19 protein-coding genes are annotated in these 15,084 nt (G+C 38.0%); 4 read left to right on the forward strand and 15 right to left on the reverse strand.

The window, feature by feature from the left end:
• Positions 1–5 precede the first annotated feature (5 nt).
• From GAB14E_RS24300 to GAB14E_RS02500, 3 genes are all read left to right on the forward strand, one after another.
• Positions 6–452 (forward strand): hypothetical protein, encoded by a 447-nt coding sequence (locus GAB14E_RS24300; RefSeq protein ID WP_052094070.1) that lies wholly within the window; start codon positions 6–8, stop codon positions 450–452.
• Entirely contained in the window at positions 452–1,804 is a 1,353-nt protein-coding gene (locus GAB14E_RS25165; protein ID WP_197061246.1) for a toll/interleukin-1 receptor domain-containing protein, read from the forward strand. Before GAB14E_RS24300 ends, GAB14E_RS25165 begins: the two co-directional genes overlap by 1 nt.
• A gap of 361 nt (positions 1,805–2,165) precedes the next feature.
• Positions 2,166–3,308 carry a hypothetical protein gene (locus GAB14E_RS02500; RefSeq protein ID WP_033084203.1) on the forward strand — a complete coding sequence of 381 codons (1,143 nt, stop codon included), beginning with the start codon at positions 2,166–2,168 and terminating at the stop codon, positions 3,306–3,308.
• 305 nt (positions 3,309–3,613) lie between these two features.
• On the opposite strand, the gene GAB14E_RS02495 is transcribed toward GAB14E_RS02500, so the two are convergent.
• The 14 genes from GAB14E_RS02495 to GAB14E_RS02430 form a co-directional block, all read right to left on the reverse strand.
• Positions 3,614–4,276, reverse strand: a complete 663-nt coding sequence (locus GAB14E_RS02495) for an EAL domain-containing protein (RefSeq protein ID WP_033084204.1) — start codon at positions 4,274–4,276, stop codon at positions 3,614–3,616.
• 200 nt (positions 4,277–4,476) lie between these two features.
• Positions 4,477–4,746: a hypothetical protein gene (locus GAB14E_RS02490; protein WP_033084205.1), complete on the reverse strand. Its 270-nt coding sequence runs from the start codon at positions 4,744–4,746 to the stop codon at positions 4,477–4,479.
• A gap of 44 nt (positions 4,747–4,790) precedes the next feature.
• Positions 4,791–4,973 carry a RebB family R body protein gene (locus tag GAB14E_RS02485; RefSeq protein WP_033084206.1) on the reverse strand — a complete coding sequence of 61 codons (183 nt, stop codon included), beginning with the start codon at positions 4,971–4,973 and terminating at the stop codon, positions 4,791–4,793.
• Positions 4,974–5,224: 251 nt separating this feature from the next.
• Positions 5,225–5,500 (reverse strand): RebB family R body protein, encoded by a 276-nt coding sequence (locus GAB14E_RS02480; RefSeq protein ID WP_033084207.1) that lies wholly within the window; start codon positions 5,498–5,500, stop codon positions 5,225–5,227.
• Positions 5,501–5,561: 61 nt separating this feature from the next.
• Positions 5,562–5,816 carry a hypothetical protein gene (locus GAB14E_RS02475; RefSeq protein ID WP_033084208.1) on the reverse strand — a complete coding sequence of 85 codons (255 nt, stop codon included), beginning with the start codon at positions 5,814–5,816 and terminating at the stop codon, positions 5,562–5,564.
• A gap of 2 nt (positions 5,817–5,818) precedes the next feature.
• A complete protein-coding gene (locus GAB14E_RS24625; RefSeq protein WP_081967911.1) occupies positions 5,819–6,211 on the reverse strand; it encodes a RebB family R body protein in 393 nt (130 codons plus the stop codon).
• A gap of 347 nt (positions 6,212–6,558) precedes the next feature.
• Positions 6,559–6,849 carry a hypothetical protein gene (locus tag GAB14E_RS02465; protein WP_033084209.1) on the reverse strand — a complete coding sequence of 97 codons (291 nt, stop codon included), beginning with the start codon at positions 6,847–6,849 and terminating at the stop codon, positions 6,559–6,561.
• A 122-nt stretch (positions 6,850–6,971) separates the two neighbouring features.
• On the reverse strand, positions 6,972–7,238 hold the full coding sequence (locus GAB14E_RS02460; protein WP_033084210.1) for a RebB family R body protein: 267 nt from the start codon (positions 7,236–7,238) through the stop codon (positions 6,972–6,974).
• A gap of 65 nt (positions 7,239–7,303) precedes the next feature.
• The gene (locus tag GAB14E_RS02455) at positions 7,304–7,567 is read right to left on the reverse strand and encodes a RebB family R body protein (RefSeq protein ID WP_033084211.1); all 264 of its coding nucleotides are present in this window, start codon (positions 7,565–7,567) and stop codon (positions 7,304–7,306) included.
• Between the two features lie 65 nt (positions 7,568–7,632).
• On the reverse strand, positions 7,633–7,893 hold the full coding sequence (locus GAB14E_RS02450; RefSeq protein ID WP_033084212.1) for a RebB family R body protein: 261 nt from the start codon (positions 7,891–7,893) through the stop codon (positions 7,633–7,635).
• A gap of 70 nt (positions 7,894–7,963) precedes the next feature.
• A complete protein-coding gene (locus GAB14E_RS02445) occupies positions 7,964–8,260 on the reverse strand; it encodes a RebB family R body protein (protein WP_052094071.1) in 297 nt (98 codons plus the stop codon).
• A 116-nt stretch (positions 8,261–8,376) separates the two neighbouring features.
• Entirely contained in the window at positions 8,377–8,598 is a 222-nt protein-coding gene (locus tag GAB14E_RS02440) for a RebB family R body protein (protein ID WP_033084213.1), read from the reverse strand.
• 143 nt (positions 8,599–8,741) lie between these two features.
• Positions 8,742–10,292: an AraC family transcriptional regulator gene (locus GAB14E_RS02435; protein WP_033084214.1), complete on the reverse strand. Its 1,551-nt coding sequence runs from the start codon at positions 10,290–10,292 to the stop codon at positions 8,742–8,744.
• 663 nt (positions 10,293–10,955) lie between these two features.
• Entirely contained in the window at positions 10,956–11,666 is a 711-nt protein-coding gene (locus GAB14E_RS02430) for a glycerophosphodiester phosphodiesterase (protein ID WP_033084215.1), read from the reverse strand.
• A 61-nt stretch (positions 11,667–11,727) separates the two neighbouring features.
• On the opposite strand from GAB14E_RS02430, the gene rluF reads away from it, so the two are divergent.
• Positions 11,728–12,702 (forward strand): 23S rRNA pseudouridine(2604) synthase RluF, encoded by a 975-nt coding sequence (gene rluF / locus GAB14E_RS0123500; RefSeq protein WP_156115796.1) that lies wholly within the window; start codon positions 11,728–11,730, stop codon positions 12,700–12,702.
• Between the two features lie 52 nt (positions 12,703–12,754).
• Here the strand turns inward: rluF and GAB14E_RS02425 are convergent, their stop codons facing one another.
• The gene (locus GAB14E_RS02425) at positions 12,755–15,013 is read right to left on the reverse strand and encodes a hypothetical protein (RefSeq protein ID WP_231562116.1); all 2,259 of its coding nucleotides are present in this window, start codon (positions 15,011–15,013) and stop codon (positions 12,755–12,757) included.
• Positions 15,014–15,084: the final 71 nt, after the last annotated feature.

Consider the following 15,084-nt stretch of genomic DNA (forward strand, 5'->3'; position numbering starts at 1 on the left):
CCAAGATGAATATCATGCTTATTGCTGATAGCCTTAATAGCGAGATAAAAAAAATGTTCAATGAGCAGACAGTGGTGAACTGGCAGTATGAAGGTGACTTGTTTACAGGTAATACTTCAGAAAGTGATAGTGCTGAAGTTGATATGTCTAAAGCTAGCGGTAAGCCTAAAACGGAGCAGGGCATTGATTATCATTTTTATGTAATAAGCCCTAGGGAAGATCAGCAAATTCCCGCCTGTATTCCACAACTTATTGAAGACTCAAATAAACGTCCGCAACAAACTTTATTTTGTTTTGTAGCACAAACAGGTGAACAGTTTTTTACTTCGCATCAAATTAAGTCACTTAAAGCCATAGGCCAAATGGTAAGTGCTAATGGTGCTAACTGGCTAGAAAATTTACCTATAAACGCAGCCGATTGGCAAACTGTACTGGGTAATGGAACCATATAATGAAAGTATTTCTTGGTGGTACAGTCAATGGCTCATCTTGGCGTAGTTATGTTATTCCTCGACTTAATATCGCTTATTTTAATCCCGTCGTGAAAGTTTGGAGCGAGGCGGCATTAGATCGTGAACTTTACGAACGTCGTCATAGTGACTTTTGTTTGTATGTGATCACACCTAAACTCACCGGGTTTTATGCTTTGGCCGAAGTGATCGACGACAGTATAAAACGACCTGATCGCACTATTTATTGTTTTTTAAGTGAAGACGGTGGAGATACCTTTAGTGATAACGATTGTAAAATACTGACTACCATAGGTGAGCAAGTCGCAGGTAATGGCGGTTACAATTGTCGTTCGCTTGATGGTGTAGTCAACTTATTGAATAATGACCAAAGGAAAAAATCTTTTGAAAATAGCCCTGTGATTGATAAACATCATGACGTTTATATTTCTTATGGCCGTAATGACAGTAAAACCTTAGCCAAACATGTGAGTGATAGCTTAACCAAAAAACACTATAGCGTATGGTATGACAATGCCGCTATTCCCCAAGAAATTGCCTTTTTAGCACAAATAAACCAAATTATTCGTCAATGCCACTGCTTTATTTTTATTTTTTCTGCTCATGCTGCACACTCTGAATATTGTTTACGTGAACTAGAGTTTGCACGTTTACTGGGTAAAAATATTATTTTTTTATTTGAACATGCCCTGCCTGTAGAACAACAGATAGAACAAGCAACAGAGACATCGTTATTTGTAGATATGAATGCTAGTTTTCATATTGATTTAACGAAAGATGCAAACTTAAACGCCGTAATAACTTACCTGAGCACGAGCCTAGAACATTTAACGCCTCATACCCAATGGCTGAATAAAACGCATCACTGGCAAGAAAGCCAGCAAGATGATGATTTATTACTTTATGGTCGGCAACGTATTAGCGCGTGCAAGTGGTTAAGCACTGAGGTTGATGGCCTAGGGGCCGATTTATATTCTGTTTCAGACAATGTGAGGGGCTATATTAATAAATCAGCGGAACAAGCTTTTAGTAAACGTTGTTTATATTATTTTAATCAATGGCTTAGTCCGGTAATACATCACAAGCGATTTGATGCCTTTATCGGCTCAAGCTCAATTGCTAACCCCTTGGCGTTATTACCGCAACTTTGGGTATTATTTATGGCAACAAGCGCTGAGGCGATTGCGATATCAATGTGGTTTTTATTTTTAAGCTTGCAGGTATGTGGGGCCCTTTTTGCGGTAAAACATCGTAATTTTATGATGTGTATCAGTCAGTTTGTCAGTATGGTGATCACCTGTAGCATTATAATTTTGGCGTTTGTTAAGCAATGAATATGGTGTGTAGTAATTCACTGTTTGTCTAAGTGACTGACATAGTCTGAGTTTAATAGGGGGCTCATTTTTCGACATTGAATCGGGCCATTGCACATTTAATCTAGTAATTTCAAATTGCACCTCTTAAACTATTTTAACCTTTATTGCACAGTACAGCTCCGTGCATGGAGCTGTATCTGTACCTGTACCTAGGAAAATAAACTGCAGATAAATAGCGATTAAGCCCCACAGTTAAAACTTCAACAACATGGTAAAACATAAATACAGGCTTTTGCGGCATATTATCAGCAAAACCACCAAGTGAATTGTCGATAAAAAACACATAGTTATTCTTTTAAACTAATTTAAGGATAACTAAGTGTTAAATATTCGAATCACTTTAATGGCTATTTTCTGCCTCGAGTTGCTGGCTTTTACTGCGCTTGCCTCAGAAAAACAACTTACAGAAGATAAGGTTGCTGAACAAGCTAGTATCGCCGCTTCAGGTTTAACTGTAACGCCGGTATTAACGGTCACCCACCAGTCGGTTAATCATGCTAAATACGATGAAATAGACAGGCTCACTGAATCCTCCGAAACCTTGTATTCAATTGATATCGAATTAGAGTATCAATTGAATGACTTGGGCTTAATTATGTTGCTGGAGCATAATAGCTCAGCAGTAGATTCAGGCGTTAGTAAGACCTTTCCTCAGCTAAATTCAGATGCAGGAACTACCACTAAACGTACCCAGGTATCTGAGTTCTATGTTTATGGCCAACTTACCGATGAGGGTGGAAATTGGCAGTTGGGTTTGGCTGAAGTTTCTACCTTGATTGATACCAGTACGATAGCCAATAATGAGGTGAGTCAGTTTTTATCGGCAGGCCTAATTAATAACCAGACAATAATGTTTCCTGATTATGCGGTATCTGCGCGTATTCAAGACTTAAATGCTTTTGGCAATACCGGCTATCGATTGCTGCTAAGTAGTGGTGCAGGTATGGAGGAAGTAGAAGGGTATTACCAGGATTTGTTGTTGGTTTCTGCTTCCCATAAGGGCGCATTTAGTGCTTTAGAGCTAGTGACTAAAGACGACGGTTATCAAGCTAACTTAGGGGTCTGGCAGAATACCAATGAAGCGCCAACACAGTCAGGTATTTATGCGGGTATAGATATGACTACGCAGCTCGGTGATTTCAACATTAGGTTAGGCAGGAACATAACTAAGGTAGATACCTCAACTGTAGATCCAAAAAGTGTTGGGCAGTTTTATGGCATTGCTTTTCATAAAGAGCTAACTAGGGGCGTTTTTGGCTTAGGTTTTAACTTGAGTAAGTATCAAAGGGATAATGTTGATACCAGCCGTAATTGGGAGGCTTATTATCGCATTAACCTTAATCAGCATATGTTTTTAACTCCTGCATTGCAGTGGTTAAGTGCTGGTTATGCCACTTCAAATGAAGATGCAAAGTTTACAGATGTTTTATTAGCAAGTCTGCGCCTAGAAGTGTATTTCTAGTAATGATACAAAGACATTAAATGTTGATTGACAGTAAACCTATATTCTCCTGCGATCGTTAATAGCAATCAATTATTCGAGGTTTAGCCCGAGTTAGGCTTCATTGCTTACTCTATAGTAGTGCGGTAAGTATTGAATACCCCAATTCGAATAACTTGCCGCCTCATGAGATATGCAATGCATAAGGACAACTCAAGGGTGTTTGTCCGGCCTGAGCTCCCAACCCAGGCCGGATTTTTTATTTATGTATCGCCTGGTATTGTTTACCTTATTACACGCCAATAGATCGTTTATGTTACGCCGTATTAAATAGGCTCTGGGTAACCAAAGTAAAAGCCTTGTACGTAATCAGCATTGATTCCTTGTACCAGTTTGTATTGCTGTTCTGTTTCTACTCCTTCTACAATCACCTTTGTTCCTAAATTATGGAAAAAAGTTACCAGCTGTTTTAGTTTATTACGCTCTGTGTATTCGCCGTTGTTACTCTGGATAAAAGACTGATCTAGCTTAATATAGTGCGGCGATAGTGCCAGTACTCTGAGAAAGTTTGAGTTGGCGCAGCCAAAGTCGTCAATGGCCAATTGACAACCATTTTCTATCAGCTGCTGCAATCTGTCATTAAGTTCACTATGACTGTGAGTTAAGCTAGTTTCGGTGATCTCTATTATTAATGGGTAGTCGGGCTTTAGTTGTAAAGCTTCAACAGTGCTTATGCCCTGTTGTGATATTAACTGATCAGGCAGTAGGTTAATAAAGAGCTGTTGACCTTTTTCTCGTATTTTATTTTCTTCATCTAGGCTCTGTAAAGCAGCTATTAATTGCTTATGATGATTGATGAATAGCGCGGGCTGTTTATTAAAAGCTGATAAGGTTAACTCCCCAGCTCTACGTAACAATACTTCATAACCAAATACTTCAGTGGTTTTGCTGTCAATGATTGGCATTCTAGAAAATAAAATGGGAAACATAGTTAACTCCTGTTAAATAATTATAATAAAAATACACCGGTTAAATGGATTTGTAGGTGTAGCTTTATATGGGTTTATATCCCCAGAAACTGGGGTTTCTAGGCTATAGCGTAAGGTAAAAGTTGCAGCTAAACTTGGGCTAACGTAGTAATTAAAGAGCGAAGGATATGATTATTTGTTAGTTAAATATTGAGGCTTTACTACTTTGGAAAGTCTTCTAGAATTTTTGATGATTTTTTTCCGACATCAGCAAAATTTTCAGTGCCTTTTGCTAGAACTTTTTGAGCTTCTTCGATAACCTTTATATATTTAGGATCACCGGTAGCCAGTAGTTGCGATAAGGCAACACCTATTGCTGTAGTCGTGATGGTGCTTAGGTTACGCAGATTATCGGTTGCATCTTGTATGGCAATGGCAGAAGACTGTGCTACTGATTGCTGCGCTTTACTAAATGCCTCATTGTTGGCCATGGTAGTATCACTACCTAGGAGCTAATGCATGGATGTTTAGCATATTAACTACCACCCTGAGCAAGAATAAGTGCACAGGACGAAGAAACAGAGGCATTGGTTACTGTTTGCATGCCTTGCTGGATGGTTATGGCATTTTGCATTAGCAGACCAACTGTATCGGCCATAGCCGCTTCACTCAATTGGGTGATAATTTGAGTAACTTCTTTCAGTTCTTTATCAGCCATGAATTTACTCTCTTGTGAAAATATAATTTAAGATGGCCAAACAGGAAACAGTTGCTGTGTTTCCTGTTTGGTAACGTTGCTATCGTAGGTCTTATACCAATCAGATTAACTAAGTGATCTTTTTAAATGGCCTAACTATCCAATAACATCGTTGCTTTCAATCCCAATAGCCAGCTATTGCTCAATTAAGCGCCTTGTTCTTGAAAACTTACTCTCATTAAAATTTGAACCATTAATTAATCCTATTGGTATTAATCTTTTTCGACTATGCCTTCAGCGGCCCTGCCTATGACCGCACTACCAATTGCCCCTAATGCATTAACGCCCTGTACAGTTGCCGCCTGCATAGTAATTGATGCCTGTTGCTGAGACGTGGTGGCATTATTATTGGCATTGGCGAGAGCCAGTCCCATGGAGGTGTAAAAGTTCCCCATCGCCATCGCTGGCGCATCACCTAGTACCTTGGTATTTACCTGAGTTATTGAGTCGGTAATTTGTTCATTTACGGTTGCTTTTTTGTTAGCCATTTTGTTTTCCTTTAATGTGTAGCTATGATTAAGAGCCTGTATTCACAGGCTCAGGTTGATGTTATTGAGTAATAATTAAATCCATTTGTCGGTTTACTTCGGCCATGGCTTGATCAAGTTCATTATCTACCCGTTTCATTAGGGCATCGGCCTGTTCATTAATATCATTCTCCTGCTCGGGTGGTGTAAAATCAGCCATTTTATCCTTTGCTTCTTTGATTAACTGCGAAGCTTTGTCTTGCTGTTTCTGAGTAAAGCTTAGTATTTTTTTCATTTGCTCTTCATGCGAGCAGCTATCTGATTTTTTGTTACTCATTATTACTCCTCGAGCTTAGGTTTTACTTTTTTTCGTTTGAACATGGCCATAATATTAAATCGCTTCTTTGCTGGCGGCGCATCCTCAACATTTTTCTCAGGCTCTATTTCTTCTGTAACCGCCACCGGTACGACTTTTTCGGTTACCGCGGGAGAAGTTGCTCTGGAAATGTGTGTTGGCGTTTGCAATAACCGAGCGCAGGCATTGGTAACGGATGCAGAGGTGGTCATTTGAGAGCTTTGTTGATTGGTTATGGCGTTATGCATAGATAAGCCTAAGGTTTCTGCAAATGTTGTTTCAACCAGCCCTGTCGGTTGATTTGAAAATGGATTATTAGTTGCAGTTGGTAACTGTTGATTAGCCGCTGCAGGCGTATCGCCATTGATATCACTCATATTTTGATCCTCAGTGTGTTAATGCTATGACGATTTTTATAGCTTTGTCGTCATTGAAACAATTAATAACTAGAATACTCTTTCAAAAAGTTAATTTATCGGCGTAACTTACGGTTAATACGGGGAAATACAGCAGAGGAAGTGAAACTATTTGTTAACGAAAGACAGAGTGATAGCCCTTTACCTATCTTGTCGGTAACGAGTAGGTGAAGTGACTATTGATATAATGTTGATGTCTACTTTAGCAATATGGTGACAGAGATATAAATGAATAGTAGTAGCGCTGAGGATGGCCAGGTATGGGTTTTCAGTAATGAAACCTGACCGTTCGCTGTGAGTATGAGCGATTAGTCATTTTCGTGTAAAACAGTGACTATTTTTTCACCCACAGAGCTGAAGTTTTCGGCGCCACGAGTTACCACATTTTGTGCTTCGGCAATAATATTACTGAACTTGGCATCACCTGTTTCCAGATATTGAGAAAGGGCTACTCCTATAGCTGTAGTGCTTAACGTGTTGAGATTTCGTAAGTTATCGGTGGCATCAGACAATGCAATGGCCGTTGACTGGGCGATAGACTGTTGTGCGGTATTTATCGCTGAGTGAGTTGGCTCCGCTGCTGTATTGGTGTCATTCATAAGTATTGTTCCTGTTCCAGAGTGTCATGATTTATAGTTAAGGAGTGCAACCATGAGCCAAAAAAATCGTTATTTACTGATAAAAGCTAAATAACGACTTGGCTGTGGAGCATGGGCTTTACTTAGTCGTCTTTTTCGATAATGTTCTCTGCACTGCGTCCGATGACCGAGCTGCCGATAGACATTAATGAGTTAATACCTTGTACCGTTGCTGCTTGCATGGTGATTGATGCTTGTTGTTGTGCAGACGTTGAGTTATGAGCTGAGTTACTCAATGCCTGGTTGGTAGACATCAATAAGTTACCCATGGCCATAGCCGGGGTTTCACCAACAACTTTAGTATTTACTTGGGTGATAGAATCTGTAATTTGTGCATTTACACCTGACATAATTTTTATCCTTATCTTGTTGAAATTAGATGTGGCGTGAAAATCACGTCACATCTAATAATGGCTTAGCCTTTTTCAATAATGGCTTCGGCACTGCGACCAATAACTGAGCTGCCAATAGACATAAGTGAGTTAACACCTTGCACTGTTGCCGCTTGCATAGTTATTTGTGCTTGTTGCTGTGCAGCCGTGGCGTTATGAGCTGAATTACTCAATGCCTGACTGGTACTCATTAATAAGTTACCCATTGCCATTGCAGGTGTTTCACCTACTACTTTAGTGTTTACTTGAGTAACGGAATCTGTGATTTGTGCGTTTACTGTATCCATGGTTATATCCTTTTAGTTTTAAAAATAGGGCAAGGGTTGCTTGCCTAGTTATATCAAATCAGGCATTAGCCCTTTTCGAGAATTCCTTCTGCACTTCGACCTATGACCGAGCTACCAATGGCCATTAGTGAATTTACGCCTTGTACCGTAGCTGCTTGCATGGTGATCTGTGCTTGCTGCTGTGAAGCAGTAGCATTATGGGCGGAGTTGCTTAGTGCCTGACTGGTACTCATTAACAGGTTACCCATGGCCATGGCTGGTGTTTCGCCAACTACTTTGGTATTAACCTGAGTGATTGAGTCGGTAATTTGTGCATTGACTGACATAATTTATCCTTAAAGTTACTTTTGTGAGTTAATTACTTGATTAACATGTACGTTTAAGTTCATGCTGGTTTTAACCTTTTTCTAAGATACCTTCTGCACCTCGGCCTATTACTGAACCGCCGATGGCCATCAATGAATTGATGCCTTGTACAGTGGCGGCATGCATAGTGATTGATGCTTGTTGATTGGCTCCTGTGGCATTATGCGCAGAAGTACCTAATGCCTGACTTGTGGACATCATTAAATTACCCAAAGCCATTGCCGGTGTACCACCAACAACGCTGGTATTCACTGCGGTAACAGAATCTGTTACCTGTGAATTCACTGCTGAGCCTGGTGCTGCTGTAGCTGCTGCTGTAGCTGCCATAATTTATTCCTTTTTGTTTTGATAAAATTAAGTTGTCTTACTGCTAACAACTTGCTTGTTATTCTGGGGGTCATCTCAGCAGCTATTTAGCTAAAGAGATGAACAAAGACCCGGAATTATTTTTTTGAATAAGCAGCGCCAATAGAGTGGAGCATAGCGGTGCTTAATGCGGTATTAGTGTTGCTAACTATATTTTGTTGTTGTTGAATAAAAGTGCCATTATGTGCAGCGTTACTTAGTGCCTGAGCCGTAGCTTGCACCAACATTGAACGAGATATGGTTGGGGCATATTGCGCAATAAGTGCATTGCATTGGCTTGTTGATGTTTGTTGACTCAAGTGATTACCTTTATCTCTTTAATGTGTTGCTATGGTATAAATATTTTTTAAGTATTTATCGGGGTAGATTACGGATAAATGCTGTAAACCTGCCTAAATGCATATACTTTAGTTTTTTAGAAATAGTTCTTAGCAGCAAACAATCAGTAGCTGATTTTATAACGGCTTTTATATTCTCTTGGTGTCATTTTGGTATAGCGTTTGAATATTTTTTCGAAGTGACTTAAATCACCAAAGCCAACATCTAACGATACATCTGTGATACGAATAAGTGGTGTGGCGGCAAATATTTGTTTGGCTCGCTCAATTCTTAATTCAGATAGGATCTGCTTAAAGGTTTTTTTTAGGTAATGTTTAAATAGGTATGACAGGTGAGATGGACTAATAAATACATTTTTAGCGAGTAAGGTCAGGCTTATACTTTCAGTATAATTTTCGGCTAAATAGTGTAAAGCCTTTTGTAACCCCAGATGAAGGTGATTAAATTTTTGATAATCTTTGTTTATTAAACTGTCTTTTAAATCAAAGTAATTTGCACTGGCACAAGGGCTGGTGTTGTTATCGGCTGTTAGCAGATTCTCTTTTGTTAAAATCTCTGGAGTATGGTTTTCTATATCTGCTAATTTTATAGGGTTAGATGCTGCTAAGGTCAATAATTGGGTTACGATCCGTTCAAGTTCAGCGTAATTTTCAGGCCAATGATAATCACATAATGCTTTAGTTGCCTGCTCATCAAAACCTTGTTCCTCGAATAAGCCGTATTTTTTTATTAGTTTTTCTAAAATATGGGGAATATCTTCTTTTCTTTTTGATAGGGGAGGGATTTTTACATTCAAAAAGTTGAAATGTTTATATAGCTCATTGGCGAATAGTTTGTTTTCAACTAGTTTGCACAGTGGGATTGTTGTTGATACCAATAATCTAATGTTATTAACACTTTTTACTGTATGGCCGGCGACTCCTGGGATTGTGCTTGCTGATAAAAGTTCAGTTAAAAAATTTTGCTGAGATAGAGATAGTGCATCTATGCCATGTAAATAAATACATCCACCTTGTGCTTGTTCAAAGCTGCGTAGCACATTTTTTTGAAATTCATCTATATTTGGTGTTGAACAATTTATTTCAATAAATGGCTGATGTTTTAATTGACTACTGTAGTGAATAGCACTGGCAACACAGAGTTTTTCACTGCCAAAACCTCCTTCAATTATGATCGGGCAAGATATGCTCGCGGCCTTTTCAATAAAACTATCAAGATCTAGTAGTGGCTCACTATAGCCCGTTAAGGATAATTCCTTACCTAAATAGTGGAGAGACAACTTTGTTGCTTGGAAACGCTGAATTAACAGTGCCAGTTTTTTGGTTATTGTTTGAAAGTGCAACTGGTTATTTATTTTATTTGTTGTAGTAAGAGGAGATTGTTTTAGGTACAAGTCACCAATTTTTTTTCTTTGATAAAACATGGGGTAAGAGGAGTGTGGATTGTGAATTTTTGTCTTATTTTCAGTTAAGTTAAAGCATAGTGGAGGGGTGATCTCCTGTTGAGTATCTGTATGGTAAAGTTGAATTGTAACTTCGGTAATAAGTGATTTTTGAATGGTCACTTGCTCGATGGTGGGGTTGAGGTATTGCATCAGAGTATGCTGATGGGGATAGAAAGTTAAAGGTTGATTAGTGTCTAGAACAGCGGACATAAGTTAGGCTCCATTTTTACTTATTAAACTGAAGTCGAATAAGAAGCCTCATTTCATTAAAGAGTTACTCTAAATTCGATATTGAAAAACATATCTAAACTAAAGGGGAACAGACGGCGGTAATCGGCCAAACTTACGATAAATAGAGTCATTATTATTAAATTGAAAAATAATGATTAAAATAGCTCTATAGTGTGTGGAATGTTGAAAATACCACTTGGCATTGCTGGGTGAATTTGAGGTTTTTTGTCAAACTAGCGGATGCATAAAGCATTGAATAAGCATATTTTTAAAGTTCATTATTGCTGAAATTAAAAATTGAAAAAAACTATATAAAGTCCCATCTAATAGTTCCACAACACATGAAAACAAGGTTGGTTTTATTAAATTCTATCGCTAGCGCTATAATAATGATATTACAGGTTATTACACGCATGGGACTCTTAGCTGAAGGGACTGCGGTAGCAGGTTTTTATTACTTTAAGACTCGATGAATTTAAAAGTACCATTCATTGAGTTGGAGGTTTGGCGGAATTGCTGAATATATAATAGAGATCTCTATCAAATGACTCGACATTTTATTAGCGCTTGTCCATAGGTAATAGCTTTAAAGTAGGTCAGCTATTAACCTATGGTATGTATTGTAGCAAGCAGAAAAGTGAGTTATTTAAGGTTTAACTGATTTAAATGTAGCTGTGCTTGTTTAGGGTTGTTGGCAAAGATGCCATCAACCCCTATTACTTTCATCCTTTTAATATCGCTTAGCTTATCCACTGTATAAACATAAACCTTTAGCCCACGTTGATGCGCATCAAGTACAAACTCGGCACAAACATAGTCGACCACAATATGAACGGAATAAGCATTTAATTGCTGAGCAAATTTGGCATGATTTAATGGTAGAGCTGCTGTTAAGGCACCAAGGCTGAACTCAGGTCTTTGACGATATATTGCTTGTAATAAATGGTGGTTAAATGAAGAAAGTAATATGTTTTTGAAGTTTAATTTTAGTACTTTTTTAGCATTATCTAAACATTTAAATAATATTGAAATATCTTCTATTTCCATTCCTTTAAGCTCAATATTAATAACACATTGATTGGCTACTGCTGTTAATACTTCGCCTAAGGTCGGAATTATGGTGCCTTTACCAGCATCAAGTTGACGCAATTGAGCAAAAGTATGCTCTATTAATAAGCCACTTCCTGATGTAGTGCGATCCAGATAGCGGTCATGAATAACGATTAATTGTCCATCAACATGATGAATATCGAACTCAATACCATAGGCATTAGCCGTACATGCAGCCCTAAATGCTAGTATGGTATTTTCTGGTTCTATGGCGCTGACGCCGCGATGTGCGAAAATTAACATAGTGTTTTGCAGATGGTTAATACATTAGCCTTGCTTTTAAGTATAATACCCAATTATGACAATGGTCCAATTCAAACAAGTAGCTGATATTTTGACTTCTTCATTTCCTCCAAAACGTTTAAATAAATACATAAGTGATTCTGGCTTTTGCTCGCGTCGACATGCCGACAAGTTAATTGAACAACGTCGGGTTACTATAAATGACAATGTGCCAGAATTAGGTACAAAAGTGGTGCCTGGTGATGTAGTTAAGGTAAATGGTCATGCAATAACTGCAAGTGCCAGTAATAAAACTGAGCGTGTGTATATAGCCTATAACAAACCTATTGGCATTACTTGTACTACAGAAAAAAAGGTACGTGGCAATATTATTGATGCTATTGATCACAAAGAACGTATTTTCCCTATTGGCCGTTTAGACAAGCCTTCAGAAGGATTAATATTCCTCACCAGTGATGGTGATATTGTTAATAAAATCCTGCGTGCTGAGAATGCTCATGATAAAGAGTATATAGTCACAGTTGATAAACCGATTAGTGAGCGCTTTATTGAGCGTATGTCACGTGGTGTCCCTATTTTAGGCACTATTACTAAGCCTTGTATTGTACGGGTTGAAAGCCGCTTTGTTTTTACTATTATTTTAACCCAAGGACTAAATCGTCAAATTCGCCGTATGTGTGAATACCTTGATTATGATGTAAGAAAACTAAAACGTTCACGTATTATGAAAGTTGAGTTGGGTGACTTAAAACCAGGGCAATGGCGTAATTTAACCACCGTTGAGATGACTGAGATTAATCAAGCGGTGCAAGGTTCGAGTAAAACAGCGATCGATACTGCTCAACCTAAGTCTGCTACTGATGTGGCTATTGATAATGGTCTGCCAACCTCAGAGGTAGAACTCACAGATAAAAAAAGTAAACCGAGTATCTATCAGTACACACCAGCAAAAAAAAGTGATGACAATAATAATGATGTAGAACAAGAAAATAAAAAGGACTGCTGGCCATTCAACAGCCGTAAGCCGGCAAAATAAGCCAGCTTAAAGCTAGGTCTTTTTTCTAGTACTAAGCCTAATAAAAAGCCTACTAAGAAGCCTGCTTCTTAGTAGGCTTTTTATTGAGTGAAATAACTTTAGTTTTACTGATTCTATGACGGTAGATTTCACGTAGGTAATTAATTGATTTTTTGACACTATCAATGGTTAACCGTATATCGTTAATGGAAGTAAACTTCTTTTCATCTCGTACTAATTCACGGTATTTTTTTTCATACATGGGTTTAATAGCATACCAGTTAGTATCGAGAATTTTAGCTGGGTTTTCATGTTCAATTAACATTTCCTCTAGTTTTGATTCATCAAATTCAGGTGCTTTAATAAAGTCAATAATGGCATCGTCTAGGCTTTCATCAAAACGGTATTCATCTTTAGCAAAGCAGCGTTTAATGTAAGAAACAATAAGTGTTAAAAAGTCATCACTTAAACAAGGACTTTTGGCAATTAAAGTTGTTAACGATAAATTAGCCGAAGCACCAATTACTAAGGCATAGCGCTTTAAGGTCGTGTTAGGGAATAAGTTATTCAAGTGCATTTTTAATTTATTCAAGTCCATATAAGACAGTTTATAGTCTTTGGGTAGTGAAATAATTGAAACGATTGATGAACAATTTTTGAAAAAGTGAAGCTCTTTTAGATGTTTAGCATCAAATCCTGAGCTTTTATACTTCTCTAAGGCTAACTTGTACTCCTCTGACTCAATAGGTAATAAACTTACCCCTTCAATGGCTTGTGTAGCGTCATTAAAGTGCGGTAAATCGATTGACCTAAAAAATAAACCATCAACATCCAATGCCACTTTTTCACCGTTAAAACTGGGTTGTTTTTGTTCTAGGTTTGTCGGTGTTGAGTCGGCTACTACTGATTCAGCATAAGCGATAGCAACGGGTCCGGCTAAACTCATAAATAAATCATTGGCATCTAAGCGAATCGTTTCGCCTATATCTATACCAGCACGACGAAAGTAGTTATCATCATAATCTGTGGTAACAGCTTGCGCGGTTAATATATTGAAAATTTGTTGACTAATATATTGGTTGGCGTGTTTTTCCATGGTATTGACATCTATATATTTAATGTCACCGTTGGTATCACTTTGCTCGGCATAACGCATAATGTCATTTGATATTAACATCATGGCATTCCACGGTCTGATTCGGTATGGGGCTTCGCCGTCGACATGCTCCTTCTCATTATCTAAATTGTACGAGAAGTCCCACTCTTCAGCCAAATACTTACATAATAAACGGCCAGCATTGATATGTAGTGCTTCAGAGACTTCAATGCTTGGATCGTTAATATTTGGCAGGATACAAATACCACTGGTAAAAATAGGTTCAAAAACAAAGTTTTGTCCATGGGTGGCTATTTCTTTTTCTGAGCGAACTTCAAAGGTTTTGCTCATGTAAGAATATTGCTGTGCTAGACCGAATTCTGACGCCATGCCTGAGCCTGTACCGCCACCAGCACTAAAAATATAAAAATATAAACGTGATTGATTGGCTTTAATACCACAAGAGTCAATAAGATAAGAATGAATAAATTGCCAATCGGTATTATTGAAATGCTCAGTTTCTTTATTGAGGATCATTTTGGCTAGGTACTGTCCTAAAATAGGTGCATTACCGGCACCACCAGCGTGAACCTCGGATAAATCCATTATTTTTAATTTGCTATAATCATCGAGAAAATCTTTATCATAGCTTTGTGAAGAATATCTAATTCTACCTTCAATATCTTTATCTAAATCACCCAACATAACTAAGGGTTCAATTAAGAATACTGGTTTGTCTGACTTTTTATTTTGCAGTTTTAAGCTGCGCTTTATCCATTTTAAGGAACTGCCTTCACGTTCCTTGGCCTTTTTCATTTCATTATGAAATTCATTTAAATAATAATTGCGTGCACTGTGTACTAATGAGGCAACATCCAAAGCGATATTTGAGCCACACCGTCCTAACCCTATAAGACAAACAGATGGGAAGGGTTGAGGTTTTTTTTTCTGTGCTTCTTCTTCAAAAGGAACTGGGTAGACTTCATCACGTAAGGTATCTAAATTTGTTAGAATTCGGGATAAGTCTTTTTCAGTAAAATACAGGTGTGTTGCATCTGCAGACCTACTGGAATTACTAACATTCTTATCTTTTTTGACTATGATATCAAAATCATCACTAGGAGTAGTGGCGGATGAATTTGCAATAAGGGCTTTGTTTTTATGGTTAATAGCCGTTTTTTTTGTTGTTGCCTGAGTTGCTTTAGTTACTATTTCCGCAGTAGTTTTCGTTTTCATCCCTAGTCTCCGTGATTTTTAACGTATTAGCACCAACAAATATAGGATACAAAACTGGAAAATGCCTAAAA

Origin of the sequence: Colwellia psychrerythraea (assembly GCF_000764185.1) — a bacterium.
GTDB lineage: Bacteria > Pseudomonadota > Gammaproteobacteria > Enterobacterales > Alteromonadaceae > Colwellia > Colwellia psychrerythraea_B.